The organism is Streptomyces sp. NPDC000941, assembly GCF_053599555.1.
On the sequence record NZ_JBSFMM010000266.1, the window covers coordinates 1 to 13,912 of the forward strand.

The 13,912-nt window shown below is 72.0% G+C and carries 13 protein-coding genes and 1 tRNA gene; 7 read left to right on the top strand and 7 right to left on the bottom strand.

The window, feature by feature from the left end; genetic code table 11:
• Window positions 1–137: 137 nt before the first annotated feature.
• Window positions 138–626 (bottom strand): ATP-binding protein, encoded by a 489-nt coding sequence (locus ACWDSL_RS46540; RefSeq protein ID WP_450494937.1) that lies wholly within the window; start codon window positions 624–626, stop codon window positions 138–140.
• A gap of 103 nt (window positions 627–729) precedes the next feature.
• Between ACWDSL_RS46540 and ACWDSL_RS46545 the strand changes: the two genes are divergently transcribed.
• The 6 genes from ACWDSL_RS46545 (at window position 730) to ACWDSL_RS46570 (ending at window position 8,162) form a co-directional block, all read left to right on the top strand.
• Window positions 730–1,683, top strand: a complete 954-nt coding sequence (locus ACWDSL_RS46545) for a helix-turn-helix domain-containing protein (RefSeq protein ID WP_450494939.1) — start codon at window positions 730–732, stop codon at window positions 1,681–1,683.
• Window positions 1,680–1,907, top strand: a complete 228-nt coding sequence (locus ACWDSL_RS46550; RefSeq protein ID WP_450494940.1) for a DUF397 domain-containing protein — start codon at window positions 1,680–1,682, stop codon at window positions 1,905–1,907. The genes ACWDSL_RS46545 and ACWDSL_RS46550 overlap by 4 nt, the downstream gene beginning before the upstream one ends.
• 93 nt (window positions 1,908–2,000) lie before the next feature.
• Entirely contained in the window at window positions 2,001–3,281 is a 1,281-nt protein-coding gene (gene purD / locus ACWDSL_RS46555; RefSeq protein ID WP_450494942.1) for a phosphoribosylamine--glycine ligase, read from the top strand.
• A gap of 345 nt (window positions 3,282–3,626) precedes the next feature.
• Window positions 3,627–5,441, top strand: a complete 1,815-nt coding sequence (locus ACWDSL_RS46560) for a hypothetical protein (protein ID WP_450494943.1) — start codon at window positions 3,627–3,629, stop codon at window positions 5,439–5,441.
• A gap of 217 nt (window positions 5,442–5,658) precedes the next feature.
• Complete coding sequence (locus ACWDSL_RS46565) at window positions 5,659–7,146, top strand: N,N-dimethylformamidase beta subunit family domain-containing protein (RefSeq protein WP_450494944.1); 1,488 nt, start codon at window positions 5,659–5,661, stop codon at window positions 7,144–7,146.
• 95 nt (window positions 7,147–7,241) lie between these two features.
• Complete coding sequence (locus ACWDSL_RS46570; protein ID WP_450494946.1) at window positions 7,242–8,162, top strand: phosphoribosylaminoimidazolesuccinocarboxamide synthase; 921 nt, start codon at window positions 7,242–7,244, stop codon at window positions 8,160–8,162.
• A 61-nt stretch (window positions 8,163–8,223) separates the two neighbouring features.
• On the opposite strand, the gene ACWDSL_RS46575 is transcribed toward ACWDSL_RS46570, so the two are convergent.
• Together ACWDSL_RS46575 and ACWDSL_RS46580 are read right to left on the bottom strand one after the other, a co-directional pair.
• Window positions 8,224–8,296 (bottom strand) — tRNA-Gly (locus ACWDSL_RS46575).
• A 116-nt stretch (window positions 8,297–8,412) separates the two neighbouring features.
• Window positions 8,413–9,039: an alpha-ketoglutarate-dependent dioxygenase AlkB gene (locus ACWDSL_RS46580; RefSeq protein ID WP_450494948.1), complete on the bottom strand. Its 627-nt coding sequence runs from the start codon at window positions 9,037–9,039 to the stop codon at window positions 8,413–8,415.
• Between the two features lie 87 nt (window positions 9,040–9,126).
• Between ACWDSL_RS46580 and ACWDSL_RS46585 the strand changes: the two genes are divergently transcribed.
• Complete coding sequence (locus ACWDSL_RS46585; RefSeq protein WP_450494949.1) at window positions 9,127–9,816, top strand: alpha/beta fold hydrolase; 690 nt, start codon at window positions 9,127–9,129, stop codon at window positions 9,814–9,816.
• Window positions 9,817–9,867: 51 nt separating this feature from the next.
• On the opposite strand, the gene ACWDSL_RS46590 is transcribed toward ACWDSL_RS46585, so the two are convergent.
• The 4 genes from ACWDSL_RS46590 to ACWDSL_RS46605 are packed head-to-tail and all read right to left on the bottom strand — an operon-like array spanning window position 9,868 to window position 13,704.
• Complete coding sequence (locus ACWDSL_RS46590) at window positions 9,868–10,488, bottom strand: response regulator (RefSeq protein ID WP_450494951.1); 621 nt, start codon at window positions 10,486–10,488, stop codon at window positions 9,868–9,870.
• Window positions 10,485–11,810, bottom strand: a complete 1,326-nt coding sequence (locus ACWDSL_RS46595; RefSeq protein WP_450494953.1) for a sensor histidine kinase — start codon at window positions 11,808–11,810, stop codon at window positions 10,485–10,487. The genes ACWDSL_RS46590 and ACWDSL_RS46595 overlap by 4 nt, the downstream gene beginning before the upstream one ends.
• Before the next feature lie 35 nt (window positions 11,811–11,845).
• Entirely contained in the window at window positions 11,846–12,715 is an 870-nt protein-coding gene (locus tag ACWDSL_RS46600) for an ABC transporter permease (RefSeq protein WP_450494954.1), read from the bottom strand.
• Entirely contained in the window at window positions 12,712–13,704 is a 993-nt protein-coding gene (locus ACWDSL_RS46605; protein WP_450494955.1) for an ABC transporter ATP-binding protein, read from the bottom strand. The genes ACWDSL_RS46600 and ACWDSL_RS46605 overlap by 4 nt, the downstream gene beginning before the upstream one ends.
• Window positions 13,705–13,912: the final 208 nt, after the last annotated feature.

Consider the following 13,912-nt stretch of genomic DNA (forward strand, 5'->3'; position numbering starts at 1 on the left):
GGGTCGGCCGCCCTCTTCCTTCCCGCTGCCGGCGCTTTGGACCCGCAGGGTCCGAGACGAAACCCGCACCCGCCCGAGCCGAATACCGCGAGACGGCGCATAGGCGCAGGCGTAGCGAAGCGGAGCGCCCCTGCTCATCAAGCAGTGTCCTTCGCGTGTGGTGTGAGGTCGGGCGCCTCCAGGGCGCACTCCGCCCAGACCCGCTTGCCCCAGCGGAGCGGATCCGTGCCCCAGCGGTCGCAGACCGCCTCGACGAGAGCCAGGCCACGGCCGTGCTCGTCGTCCTCGGAGGCGGTGCGGGCGGCGGGTTTGGCGTGGGACCGGTCGACGACGGACAACCGGACTCGGTCGGGCGCCGGGTGGGAGACGGTCACGCGCATGGCACGACTGCCGCTGTGCTGCACCGAGTTGCTCACCAGCTCCGAGATCACCAGCTCGGCGCGGTCGGCGAGGCCGGGCAGGTGCCAGGTGTCGCAGGCGGTGCGGACGAGGAGGCGGGCGTGGCGGGCGGATTCGGGTTCGCAGGGGAGGGTTTGGCTGTACGAGGGGTGGCCGGTTCCGGACGCTATGGCGCTGCTGATGACCGGGCCGGGGGTGGGGAGTTGGGGGTTCAGCGGCGCAGGCATGGCAGCTCCAGCGGCATCAGTTTGCTCGTGGCGTGCAGGAAGAATGCCCTGGTCGCGACGTACTCGGCAAGCTTGGAGCTCTAATTCGCATGAAGAAGAAAAAGTGTTCTATCGACTTGCGAACCTGAGCCATGCCAAGCTGCACCCAAGTCGCCGTCTGGCGCACCTTGGAGGGGAAATAGACACCATGCCGAATTCACGAGCTGTACCAACTCTGCGGAGGCGTCGCCTCGGTGAGGCTCTGCGGAAATACCGTCGTGAAGCAGGGATGAGCATGGCCGTCGCCGGTGAGGCGATGGGCTGGGACGAGAGCAAGATGTCCCGTATTGAGAACGCCAAGGCGCGGATGCCTCCGCAGTACGTGGCGAAGCTCCTGAAGCTGTACGACGTGACGGACCCGGGAGTCGTCTCCGCGCTGATTGATCTGGCGCGCGACGCCGGGAAGCAGGGGTGGTGGCGGGCGTACGGTGATGTGGTGCCTCTGGCGTACAAGGACTACCTGACGCTTGAGTCCGATGCCGAGAGCACCTACATCTACACGCCGGGCCTGATCCCCGGCCTGCTGCAGACCGGCGCGTACGCACGGGAGATCATCGCTGCGACCGGCATCACCCACACCACGGAAGAGGTCATGGCCCTCGCCGAGGTCCGCAAGACGCGGCAGGCCATCCTCACCCGGCTGGACAGGCCGATAAAGCTGTGGGCAGTCATCCATGAGGCCGCGCTGCATCAGCGGTTCGCCGCGCACCCATCCCTTATGCGGGAGCAACTGCGGCACCTGCTGGACATGATTGAGCTGCCGAACATCACCATTCAGGTCATGCCGCTGACCGCCACCCCACACCCCGGGATGCTGGGACTCTTCCACGTGGTGCGCTTCCCGCAGCCATGGCCGACCGTGGCTTACCTGGAGAACATCCGAGGCGGCGACTTCGTGGAGGGAACGGAGGATGTGAAGCTCTTCGAGACCGCATTCGAACGTATCGTCGCGGCGGCGCTTTCGGTGGATGATTCCGGGGAGACCATAAGGGACCTGCTGGAGAGGAACACCGCGTGAGTGCCACCGGCCGCAAGGACGACCTCTACGCCATAGATCTGAGCGCGGCGCCGTGGCGCAAATCGTCGTTCAGCGACGGCGGCAATGGCTGCATAGAGATCACCGATCTCCCCGGCGGTGGCGTCGCCATCCGCGACTCGAAGAACCCCGCCTTCCCAGCCCTCCGCTACACCGCCGAGGAGTGGGACGCCTTCCGCAACGGCGTCCGCTCCGGCGAGCTGTGAACTGGGTCTGATCACACCCGCCCGGCCCGCCGACAGGGCGCGGCCGGGCCCCGGGGCGCGGGGGGCCGGCGGCGAGGCAATAGGCTGCACACCGTGAAGGTCCTCGTCATCGGCAGCGGCGCCCGCGAACACGCCCTGTGCCGCGCACTGTCCCTCGACCCCGACGTCACGGCTCTGCACTGCGCGCCAGGCAACGCCGGCATCGCGGAGGTCGCCGAGCTGCATACGGTCGACGCCCTCGACGGCGCGGCCGTCGCCGAGCTGGCCGCCTCGCTGGAGGCGGAGCTGGTGGTGGTCGGCCCGGAGGCTCCGCTGGTGGCGGGGGTGGCGGATGTGGTGCGGGAGCGGAGGATCCCGGTGTTCGGGCCGTCCGCCGACGCGGCGCAGCTGGAGGGGTCGAAGGCGTTCGCGAAGGATGTGATGGCGGCGGCCGGCGTGCCCACCGCGCGCGCTTACGTCTGTACGGACGAGGCGGAGATCGACGAGGCGCTGGACGCCTTCGGCGCGCCGTACGTCGTCAAGGACGACGGGCTGGCGGCCGGTAAGGGCGTCGTCGTGACCAGCGATCTCGACGCCGCCCGCGAGCATGCGCTGGCGTGCGGGCGGGTGGTGATCGAGGAGTATCTGGACGGCCCGGAGGTGTCGCTGTTCGCCGTCACGGACGGCGAGACGGTCGTGCCGCTGCAGCCCGCTCAGGACTTCAAGCGCGCCTACGACGGCGACGAGGGTCCGAACACGGGCGGCATGGGTGCGTACTCCCCGCTGCCGTGGGCGGACCCCAAGCTGGTCGACGAGGTGCTGGCGACCGTGTTGCAGCCGACCGTGGACGAGCTGCGCCGCCGGGGGACGCCGTTCTCGGGGCTGCTGTACGCGGGGCTGGCGATCACCTCGCGCGGGGTGCGGGTGATCGAGTTCAACGCGCGCTTCGGCGACCCGGAGACCCAGGTGGTGCTGGCCCGGCTGAAGACCCCGCTGGCCGGTGTGCTGCTGGCCGCCGCGACCGGCCGGCTCGACTCGCTGGCGCCGCTGCGCTGGAGTGATGGCGCGGCGGTGACCGTCGTGGTCGCCTCGCACAACTATCCGGGGACGCCCCGTACGGGTGATGCGATCACCGGTCTGGCAGAGGTGGCGGAGCAGGACGCGCCCAAGGCGTACGTCCTGCACGCGGGCACCAAGCGGGACGTTGCGTCGGGTGACGTGGTGAGCGCGGGTGGCCGGGTGCTGTCCGTGACCGCGACCGGCTCCGACCTGGTCAAGGCGCGCGAACGGGCGTACCGCGCGGTCGCCCGGATCGGCCTGGACGGCTCCCACCACCGCTCGGACATCGCCGCCAAGGCGGCGGAGGACGCCGGGTCCGGGGTGGCGTCGGCCTGAGGCTCGTGAGGGCCTTGAGGCTCGGTCGAGAACGGGTCGAGGGCGACCTGTAGGCGTCCAGAAGGTTCCTCGAGAAGTTCCCGGTTCTGGCCAAGGCCATTCCATCGGGTGAGCCCTCCCGGCAACCTGCTGACGCATGCGCGGACCCCCAACTAGTGTGCCGCTCAGGCGCGGGGCGGCAACTGGCCCACCGGCGTTGCGGCGCGGGCGGCCGGTGCGACAGTGGGGGGAGTAAGGGCACAACACCACCGTCGTCCGCTCATTCATGGCTGGACAGCAGGGGGTGATGGAACCGTGGCAGGTCCGGAAGCAGGCGCGCTTTCAGCGCGTGCTCGTGCTCTCGCGGTGCTGCGGATCCGGAGCACCGCGCTCGCGGTCGCGCTTCTCCCGGCGGCGGTCGCCGCCGTACTGCTGGTCGGCGGGGCCACGGGGCGGCTCGGCGGCTCTCATGGCGAGGAGTGGACCGCCGTCCGCTGGGCGGTGGTCGGCGGGGCCGTGGTGGTCCTGCTGCTGGCGGCGGCCGTGGCCGCCGTGGTGGTCCGGGCCAGACCGGCGCTCAGCCCCACCGTGCCCATCGCCGAGGAGACGGCCCCGGACCTCTACCGCCTGATCCGCGACCTGGCCGATCGGCTGGAGGTGCCCGCCCCGTCCGCCATAGCGCTCACCCCGGACTGCGACAGCTGGCTGGAGGACCGTACGCATCGGGCGCACGGCGCCAAGAGCGGCGGCCCCAAGAACAGCGGCGGCCCCAAGAGCAGCGGTGGCATGGGCAGCGCGCCCGCCGGTGCTTCGGTGGTGGGAAGAGGCGAGCGGCGGGGTCCGCAGGCCCCTGTGCTGGTCATCGGCTCGCCGTTCCTGTGGTGGATGCGGGTCGCCGAGCTGCGCGCCCTGCTCGCGCCCGTCGTCGCGGGCACCGGCCCTTCCGTACACCCGGACATAGCGGCCGCCCGCCGCTTCGTCCGTGGCCTGGACGCCGCCGTCGCCGTCGCCCGCGGCTCCGGGAGCGTGGGCAAGGCCGGGGATGCCGGCCGTACGGCCCCTGTCGCCGCGCTCGGCCGGGCGGTTCGCCGCCCCGCCCTCGCGTTCCTCGGCTGGATCGCCCGGCTGCTGCTGCGCGGCTGCCGGGACCACGCCGCCGAGATGGAGCGGGCCGTCGCCGCGGCCGCCTCCGAGCGCGCCCAGACCGTCGACTACGGCCTGCGGATCGTGGCCCAGGAGCAGGTCGGCCTGGCGTACGCGGGGTGGGACCGGCTGCTGACCAGGGTCGCGCTGCCCGCGTGGCGGATGGGCCGCTGGCCGGCCCGGCTGGACGCGGGCGTGGTCGCGGCCCTCACCGAGCTCTCCCGGCGCGACCGGCTGGCCGAGGGGTTCGCCTCCCGGCTCAGCGAGCGGCCCGCCTGCGATCTGCTGGAGGAGCCGGGGCTGATCGACGAGGCGACGTCCCTGCTGGCCGCCCGGCTGTTCCACGGCGGCCCGAGCGAGCCCGGCCCGGACTGGGCGCCGGTCGACTGGGGCGAGTATCCGGAGGAGGTCGTGGACCGCAAATGGCGCGTGGAGGCCGCTCGTCTGCACCGTGTGCTCGATGAGCAGGCTCGCCACAGTGGACCCACTACCGGCCGTGCGGCGCCCCATGAGGCGACGGGTGACCAGGGCCCGGAGCCCGGGCCCGCCGCGCCCACCCTCGCCCGCGTCATGGACCGGCTCACCGCCGCCCCAGGCCTTGCCCCGACGGGGCAGCTCGGCGAGGAGGTCGCGGTCCGGCTCGGCGCGGACGTGGCCCGCGAGGAGGCCGCCCACCAGGCGGCCACCCGGGCGACCGGCCAGGCCGGCGGCCTTGCGGACCCGGGGGCCGGGCCCGGGGGCGGTGACCCGTGGATCGACGGCTTCGCGCCGCTCTTCCCGCTTCAGCCGCCCCGTACCGGCCGGGAGCTGCTGGCCGACCATGTCACGGCCATGGTGTGCTGCGCCGCCATAGACACCGCGGGCGCGGCGCCGGGGCTCGACTGGCTGGACGGGCCCACGCTGATGTTCGGCGGGCGGCGGCGGGCCGATCTGGCGAATCCGGTGTTGAGCCTGGTCGAGGACGGGGATGCCGAGCCGCTGCGCGCCTGGCTCGGCGAGGTGGGCGTACGGCCGGAGAAGCCGGTCCGGCTGGTGTGACGGCGGGCGCCGACGCCCGCGCGATCTCGCAGCTCAGCGCGTTGATCGAGGTCTGCAATCAAGGTCCGCCCGGATGACAGTCGGGTGTGAACGCCCTGGGTCTGGGTTCGGCAAATTCGCGACGATCAGTGATGGATTGAGTGCGTAATGTGATGTGCTGGGGCTGGCGGCGATACGCCGCCAGGGGAGGCAGGGAAGGCAGGGAGGGGAGCCAGTCGTGGACGCCACGGAACCGGTCAGGCGCTGGGAGTCGGGAGCGCTCGCACACGCGGTGACGGACCCTTTCGGCCAGGGCCCGCTGCCCTGGCTGCGGGGCAGGCAGACCTGCTTCAGCGAGACGGGCCGCCTGGTGCCGTGGTACGTGGACCACGACCCGGCCACGGGGGCCACCGAGGCCGCCGACCCCGGGCCCGGTCATATCCCCTCCACCCGGACCGCCGACGACGTGCACCGCCAGATCAAGGGCTTCACCTCGGCCTCCGCCGCCGCCCCCGGCGAGTCCATCGACTTCCGGGTCACCGTCGACCCGCCCCAGCAGTTCAGCGTGGACGTCTACCGCATCGGCCACTACGGCGGCGACGGCGCCGCCAAGATGACCAGCAGCCCGCGGCTGGCCGGTATCGTCCAGCCGCCCCCGCTCGCCGCCGACCGCACTGTCTCCTGCCACCACTGGTGGCTGTCCTGGCGGCTCCAGATCCCCTCGTACTGGAACCCCGGCGCGTATGTCGCCGTGCTGACCACCGCCGACGGCTACCGCAACCACATCCCCTTCACCGTCCACGACACCCACCCCGCCGATCTGCTCCTCGTCCTCCCGGACATCACCTGGCAGGCGTACAACCTCTACCCGGAGGACGGCCGGACCGGCGCCAGCCTGTACCACGCGTGGGACGAGCGCGGCCGGCTGCTCGGCGAGTCGCGGGCGGCGGTCACGGTCTCCTTCGACCGGCCGTACGCGGGCGCCGGGCTGCCGCTGCACGTGGGCCACGCGTACGATTTCATCCGCTTCGCCGAGCGGATGGGCTACGACCTCGCGTACGCCGAGACCCGCGATCTGCACGCGGGCCGTATCGATCCGACCCGCTACCGCGGCCTGGTCTTCCCCGGCCATGACGAGTACTGGTCGGCCCCGCTGCGGCGCACCGTCGAGGAGGCCCGCGACGGCGGCACCTCGCTGGTCTTCCTCTCCGCCAACACCATGTACTGGCAGGTCGGCCTCGTGCCCTCGCCCTCCGGTCCGGACCGCCTGCTGACCTGCCATAAGCGCCGCGGCCCCGGCCGCTCGGCGCTGTGGCGGGAGACGACGCCCGAGCAGCAGCTGCTGGGCATTCAGTACGTGGGCCCGGTCCCCGAGCCGGCCCCGCTGATCGTGCGCAACGCGAGCCACTGGCTGTGGGAGGCGACCGGTGCCGACGAGGGCGACGAGCTGCCCGGCCTGGTCGCGGGCGAGGCCGACCGCTACTTCCCGCGCACCTGCCTGCCCGCGCATCTGCGCCGGATCCTGCTCGCCCACTCCCCGTACCGGGACGCCGAGGGGGCCCTCCGGCACCAGGACACCTCGCTGTACCGGGCTCCCAGCGGCGCCCTCGTCTTCGCCTCCGGCACCTTCGCCTGGACCCCGGCGCTCGACCGGCCCGGCCACACCGACGTACGGGTGCAGCGGGCCACCGCCAACCTCCTGGACCGCATCTGCAAACGGGGCTGAAGGCCCAGGCCACGCCCGGTGCGCCCCGCTTCGGCCGGGCGGTGGGGCGTGGGGCAGAATCGTGGGGGTCTTGGACAAACCCACCAGGAGGAACCGTGTCCGGATTCGTGGAGAAGCCCGAGCCGGTGGAGGTGCCAGGCCTTGTGCATCTGCACACAGGCAAGGTGCGCGACCTCTACCGGAACGAGAAGGGCGACCTCGTCATGGTCGCCAGCGACCGGGTGTCGGCCTACGACTGGGTACTGCCGACCGAGATCCCCGACAAGGGCAGGGTGCTCACCCAGCTCTCCCTGTGGTGGTTCGACCAGCTGATCGACGTCGTGCCCAACCACGTGCTGTCCACCGAGGTGCCGGAGGGCGCCCCCGCCGACTGGGCGGGCCGCACGCTGGTGTGCCAGTCGCTGAGCATGCTCCCGGTGGAGTGCGTGGCGCGCGGCTATCTGACCGGCTCGGGCCTGGCCGAGTACCGGGAGAGCCGTACGGTCTGCGGGATCGCCCTGCCCGAGGGCCTGGCCGACGGCTCCGAGCTACCCTCCCCGATCTTCACCCCGGCCACCAAGGCCGAGGTCGGCGAGCACGACGAGAACGTGCCGTACGAGGAGGTGGCCCGCCGGGTCGGCACCGAGACCGCCACCCAGCTGCGCCAGGCCACCCTCGCGGTCTACAACCGGGGCCGCGATATCGCGCGCGACCGGGGGATCATCCTCGCCGACACCAAGTTCGAGTTCGGCCATGCGCCGGCCGAGGGCGGCGCGGACGGGCATGAGCTGGTCCTCGCCGACGAGGTGCTGACCCCCGACTCCTCCCGCTTCTGGCCCGCCGACCAGTGGCAGCCGGGGCGCCCGCAGCCGTCGTTCGACAAGCAGTTCGTCCGCGACTGGCTGACCTCCCCGGCCTCCGGCTGGGACCGGCACAGCGAGCAGCCGCCGCCCCCGCTGCCGGAGGAGATCGTGGAGCGGACGCGGGCGAAGTACGTGGAGGCGTACGAGCGCCTGACCGGCACCCGCTGGTCCTGACGGCCGGTCGTACCGATACGGCGAAAGCCCTGGCCGATGTGGCCAGGGCTTTCGTTCTAAGAGCGGACGACGAGGCTCGAACTCGCGACCTCAACCTTGGCAAGGTTGCGCTCTACCAACTGAGCTACGTCCGCATGCGCCGGTCACTTCCGTCCGGATTCGGGACGGATTCCGTCCGGCGCGCCTCCACTATAACCAAACCCGAGACGAGGGAACTACCTCGTTCCCCGCGCGGGCCCGGTTCCCGCCATCAGGCGACGTTGTGCGGCCGGAACTGGACGCTGATCCGCGGCCCCGTGGCCCGGGTGCTCTTGGGGATCGCATGCTCCCAGGTCCGCTGGCAGGAGCCGCCCATCACGATCAGATCGCCGTGCCCGAGCGGCTGCCGCACGCCGGCCCCGCCGCGGCGCGGGCGCAGCACGAGGTCGCGCGGGGCGCCCACGGACAGGATCGCGACCATGGTGTCCTCGCGGGCGCCCCGGCCGATCCGGTCGCCGTGCCAGGCCACGCTGTCCCGGCCGTCCCGGTAGTAGCAGAGCCCGGCGGTGGTGAACGGTTCGCCCAGTTCGGTGGCGTAGTGCGATGAGAGTGTGGTCCGCGCCTCGTCCAGGACGGGGTGCGGCAGCGGGTCGTCGGCGCCGTAGAAGGCGAGCAGCCGCGGTACGTCCACGACCTGGTCGTACATATGCCGCCGCTCCGCCCGCCAGGGCACCTCGTCGGCGAGGCGGGTGAACAGGGCGTCCGCCCCGCTCAGCCACCCGGGCAGCAGATCGATCCAGGCCCCGTCGCCGAGCGCCGTTCTGCGCATATCGGCCAGCGGGCCGAGACGGATGTCGTCGGCCTGGTCGAAGAGCGAGCCCTGGAGGTACGGGGGCATGGATCCAGGGTAACCGGTCGACCGAATGTGTGTGCGATTTGGTGGTCGGGCTGCGGACTGTCGTACCCCTGCGCTACGTTTCCCCGCATGGCTGAATTCGTACTGGTGGCGGGTGCGTGGCTGGGCTCTTGGGCGTGGGACGAGGTGGTGCCGGGGCTACGTGCGGCCGGGCATGGCGCCCATCCGTTGACGCTGTCGGGCGTGGCCGAGAAGCGGGGTGTGCCGGCCGGGCAGCAGACGCATGTGGCGGACATCGTCGCCGAGGTCGAGCGTCTCGATCTGCGCGATGTCGTGCTGGTCGGCCACAGCTACTCGGGCACCCCGGTCGGCCAGGCCGCCGAGCGGATCGGCGACCGGCTGGCTCATGTGGTGTTCGTCGACTCCAATGTGCCGACCGACGGGGAGTCGTTCGTCTCCGGCTGGGCTGACGGGCGGGAGGCGACCGAGATCGCTGGGAACGGCGGCTTCTGGGCGGTGCCCCCCGCGGCCGACTTCGCCGGTCAGGACCTCACCGACGAGCAGATCGCCCACTTCGTCGACCGCGCGACCCCGCACCCGGGCGCCTCGCTGATCGAACCGGCCCAGCTGTCGCGCCCGCTCGGCGAGCTGCCGACGACGTACATCAAGTGCCTGCTCGACTGGCCCCAGCCGAGTGACGACGTGGTCGAGCTGCTGAAGAGCGAGCGGTGGCGGCTGGTCGAGATGGACACCGGCCACTGGCCGATGTTCTCCCAGCCCCAGGAACTGGCCCGGATCCTGTGCGAGGCAGTCGGCTAGATCAAGTCGCTTAGCTCAAGTCGCTTAGCTCAAGTCGCTTGGATCGAGTCGCTAGATCCAGCCGCGCTCGCGTGCCATCCGGGCCGCCGCGTGGCGGTTCTCGGCCGGGATCTTGGACGCGGCCGAGGACAGATAGTTGCGGACCGTCCCCTGCGACAGCGCGGCCCGCTGGGCGATCTCCGCGATGGACGCGCCGTCCGCCGCCAGCTCAAGCAGCTCCGCCTCCCGCGCGGTCAGCGGGGAGTCACCGGCGCTGATCGCGTCGGCCGCCAGCTCGGGGTCGATATAGCGGTTGCCGCCGTGCACCGTACGGATGATCTCGGCGAGCCGCTGCGCCGACGCGGTCTTGGGCAGAAAGCCCCGTGCCCCGGCCTCCAGCGCCCGTTTGAGATGGCCCGGACGGCCATGGCTGGTCACGATCATGGACCGGCAGCCGGGCAACTCCGACCGCAGGGAGGCCGCCACCGACACCCCATCAGCCCCCGGCATCTCCAGATCCAGCACCGCCACATCGGGCCGGTGCGCCCGGGCCATCGCCAGCGCCTCGGGACCGGTCGCGGCCTCCGCGACCACCAGCAGATCCTCTTCGAGGGACAACAGGGCGGCGAGGGCGCCCCGGATCAGATGCTCGTCATCCGCGAGCAGCACCCGGATCGCGGACGTCCCGCTCATACGCCGGCCCCCTCATGCCTGTTGATCGTCTCGGGCCTCTCGTGTCCCGCCAGCGGGAGTTCGGCCCGCAGCCGGTACGTACCGCCCTCCCCGGGGCCCGACCACAGCGTGCCGCCCAGCGGCGCCAGCCGCTCCCGCAGCCCCTTGAGCCCGTTGCCCGACGTACCGTTGCCCGACGTACCGTTCGACGTACCGGGCACGCGTGGCTCGGCCTCCGGCACCCCGTCGTTCTCCATGACCAGCACCGCCGTACGGCCCCCGTCCGCCGCCCGCCCCACCTGCACCCGTACTGTGCAGCGGGCCGCCTCCGCATGGCGCAGCACATTGGTCGTGCCCTCGCGCACCACCCACGCCAGCGCCGACCGCACCGCCGAAGCGGGCTGTGCGCCTTCGCCTTCGGCGTCGCCCTCGTTCGGGATCCGGTAGTCGATACGGCAGTCGACCTTGGCCGCCCGCAGCACCGACCGCGCTCCGGCCAGCTCCACTTGAAGATCCGCCTCCCGATAGCCGCGCACCACGTCCCGGATCTCCCGCTGCGACTCCTGCGCGATCCGCTGCACCTCCACCATCTGCTCGGCGGCCTCCGGCCGTCCGCGCCGCGCCAGTTGCACCGCGAGCTCGCCCTTGAGCGCGATCACCGCCAGGTTCCGGCCCATCACATCGTGCAGATCGCGGCCGAACCGCAGCCGCTCCTCCGCCACCGCGAGCCGCGCCTGCACCTCGCGGCCGGCGTCCAGCTCCCACATCACTTCCAGGATCCATATCGAGCTGCGGACCGAGAACGCGGACAGGGCGGCCATGAGGAGCACCGCCAGGGGGGAGGACACCGACAGGAAGACGCTCGCCTGCGCGACGGACAGCGCCGCGAGCGTCGCCGCGGCGATTCCCGCGTGCACCAGGGTGAAGGCGCGGACGGACAGCAGCAGGGGGCACGAGAGGGAGAACGGCAGCGTGTTCATGGTCGCCGCCGACATGAACGCCGAGCCTTCCGACGCCCCGTCCACGATCAGCAGCGCCACCCCCGCGCACTGCCCTGCCGCCATCATCGCCCCGGCGAGCGCCAACAGCCCCCGAGGCGCCACGCGCTCGCGCAGCCGATGTTCGATCCCCCTCCGCAGCAGCGGAATCGCGAGCACGTTCTGGACCACCGCCAGGCCGAACTGCCCCCAGGCCAGCCCGTTCGCCGGTGCCTCCGACCGCAGTCTGTCGGGCAGCGGACCCGCCATGGCGAGCAGCATGATCCAGGGCAGCGCGTACAGCGTCCAGCGCGTGAACAGCTCCACGCGCACCTGGCGGCTGCGCCGCTTCCATCGGCGTATCACGAACCCCGCCCTCCCCCTCGAGCCCTCAAGACCGGTCAGCGCCGCGGCTCCCACGGGAACCGCCGGCGTACGGTCCACCCTGCCAGGGCCGTCCAGGCCGCCGCCGTGGCCAGGGCCGTCAGCGCCTCGCCGACGCCCATCCCGCCGGTCCACCCGGACCGTACGAGGGCGACCACCGGGGTCAGCGGCGCCCATTCGCACACCGCCGCCACCCGGTCCGGCATGACGTCGAGCGGTACGAACAGACCCGAGGCCAGCATCGACACCAGCATCATCGGCATGGGGGTGAGCTGCGCGGACTCCGCGGTCTTGGTGAAGGCCGCGGTCGCGGCGGCCAGCGCGGGCATCAGGACCAGACCGGCCGCCACCCCGAGCACGGCCAGAAGCGGCGCCTCGGGCACCGGCGCGTCAAGCACCGGGCCCACCGCGGCGACCATCAGCACGCACTGGACCAGCCCCATCAGCACGGCGGGGAGCGCCGCCCCGGCCAGAATCTCCGGGTCGGTCAGCTCACCGGCGCGCAGCCGCTTGAGGACCAACTCCTCGCGCCGGATGACGTAGACGCCCACGAGGTTCATATAGACGGCGAGGATCAGCGCCAGGCCGATCGAGCCGGGGAGGACCAGCGTGGGCAGGTCCAGACCGACCTTGTCGAGGTCGATCTCGCTGGTGAAGGTGGTCATGCTGAGGGTGAGCGAACCGGGCAGCAGCAGGGCATAGGTCAGCGCGGCCTTGTTCCGTACCAGCAGCGTCAGTTCGGCGCGGGCGAGGGAGGCGACGCGGGCGCGCGCGGTCGTGCGGGCGCCGGTCGTCGTGGCGCCGGCCGCCGTGGCGCCGGTGGTGGCGCCTGTCGTGGTGGCGCCTGTCGTGGTGGCGCCTGTCGTGGTGGTGTGGGTCGTGGTCATCGGGCGTTCCCCTTCGCCGTTTCCGTCTTCTCCAGGCCCTGGGCGATATGCAGGAATGCCTCTTCCAGCGACGCCGACCGGGCGTCGAGCCCGCCGAGTTCGAGCCCCTTGTCCCGCGCCCACACCAGCACCTCGGTGGCCGTGCGCTGGAGGTCGCGGGTGCGCAGCCGTACCGTCCGCCCGTCCGTCTCGCGCTCGGCGGCGCCGAGCTGGGCGAGCGAGGGCAGATCGGCGGCGGAGAGGGGGGCCGGGAGCGCGAAGGAGAGCTGCGAGGGCCGCTCGGCCACGATGTCCGCGACCCGTCCGGAGGCGGCGATCCGCCCTTCGTGCATGATCGCGAGCCGTTCGGCCAGCGCCTCGGCCTCCTCCAGATAGTGCGTGGTCAGCAGCACCGTGGTGCCCTGGTCGCGCAGCGAGCGCACCAGCTCCCAGGTCTCCCGCCGCCCCTCCGCGTCGAGGCCGGTCGTCGGCTCGTCGAGGAAGAGCACATCCGGGCGGCCGAGCAGCGCGAGCGCCAGGTCCAGGCGGCGCCGCTCGCCGCCGGAGAGCATCTTGACCCGTACGTTCCGGCGCCGTTCGAGCCCCACCAGCTCCAGGGCCTCGCCGACCGGCCGCGCCCCGCTGGTGCAGCCGGCCCACAGCCGTACGGTCTCGCTCACGGTCAGCTCGGACGGGAAGCCGCCCTCCTGCAGCATCACCCCGATCCGCGGCCGGACCTCCGCCCGCTCGCGGTACGGGTCACGGCCCAGCACCCGCACCTGGCCGCCGGTCGGGGCGGCCAGGCCTTCCAGCAGCTCGACGGTGGAGGTCTTCCCGGCGCCGTTCGTGCCCAGCAGCGCGAACAGCTCGCCGTGCTCGACCGAGAAGGAGACGCCGCGCACGGCCTCGTAGCCCTGGGCCGAGGAAGGTCCTGATGGACGCCCGTACCTGCGTCGAAGTTCTGTGACATGTATCGCGCTGTCGCTCAGCGCACTGTCCCCGAGATGCATGTCTCCAGGCTTCCGGCGTCCGAGGGGCGCGGGTAGTGCGGGCTGTCATGGGCCCGGATGACAAATGTCAGTGGGAATCAGCGAGAACGGCAGACCACGAGGCCATAAAAGCCTTGAGGCGCCGGTCGATTAGACCGGCGCCTCAAGGCCATGGAGCGGACGACGAGATTCGAACTCGCGACCCTCACCTTGGCAAGGTGATGCTCTA

Excerpts from the sequence above, each read along its gene's own strand:
- ACWDSL_RS46540 (WP_450494937.1), bottom strand. The coding sequence starts at position 626 with ATGCCTGCGCCGCTGAACCCCCAACTCCCCACCCCCGGCCCGGTCATC.
- ACWDSL_RS46605 (WP_450494955.1), bottom strand. The coding sequence starts at position 13,704 with ATGCATCTCGGGGACAGTGCGCTGAGCGACAGCGCGATACATGTCACA.
- ACWDSL_RS46585 (WP_450494949.1), top strand. The coding sequence starts at position 9,127 with ATGGCTGAATTCGTACTGGTGGCGGGTGCGTGGCTGGGCTCTTGGGCG.
- ACWDSL_RS46590 (WP_450494951.1), bottom strand. The coding sequence starts at position 10,488 with ATGAGCGGGACGTCCGCGATCCGGGTGCTGCTCGCGGATGACGAGCAT.
- ACWDSL_RS46580 (WP_450494948.1), bottom strand. The coding sequence starts at position 9,039 with ATGCCCCCGTACCTCCAGGGCTCGCTCTTCGACCAGGCCGACGACATC.
- ACWDSL_RS46600 (WP_450494954.1), bottom strand. The coding sequence starts at position 12,715 with ATGACCACGACCCACACCACCACGACAGGCGCCACCACGACAGGCGCC.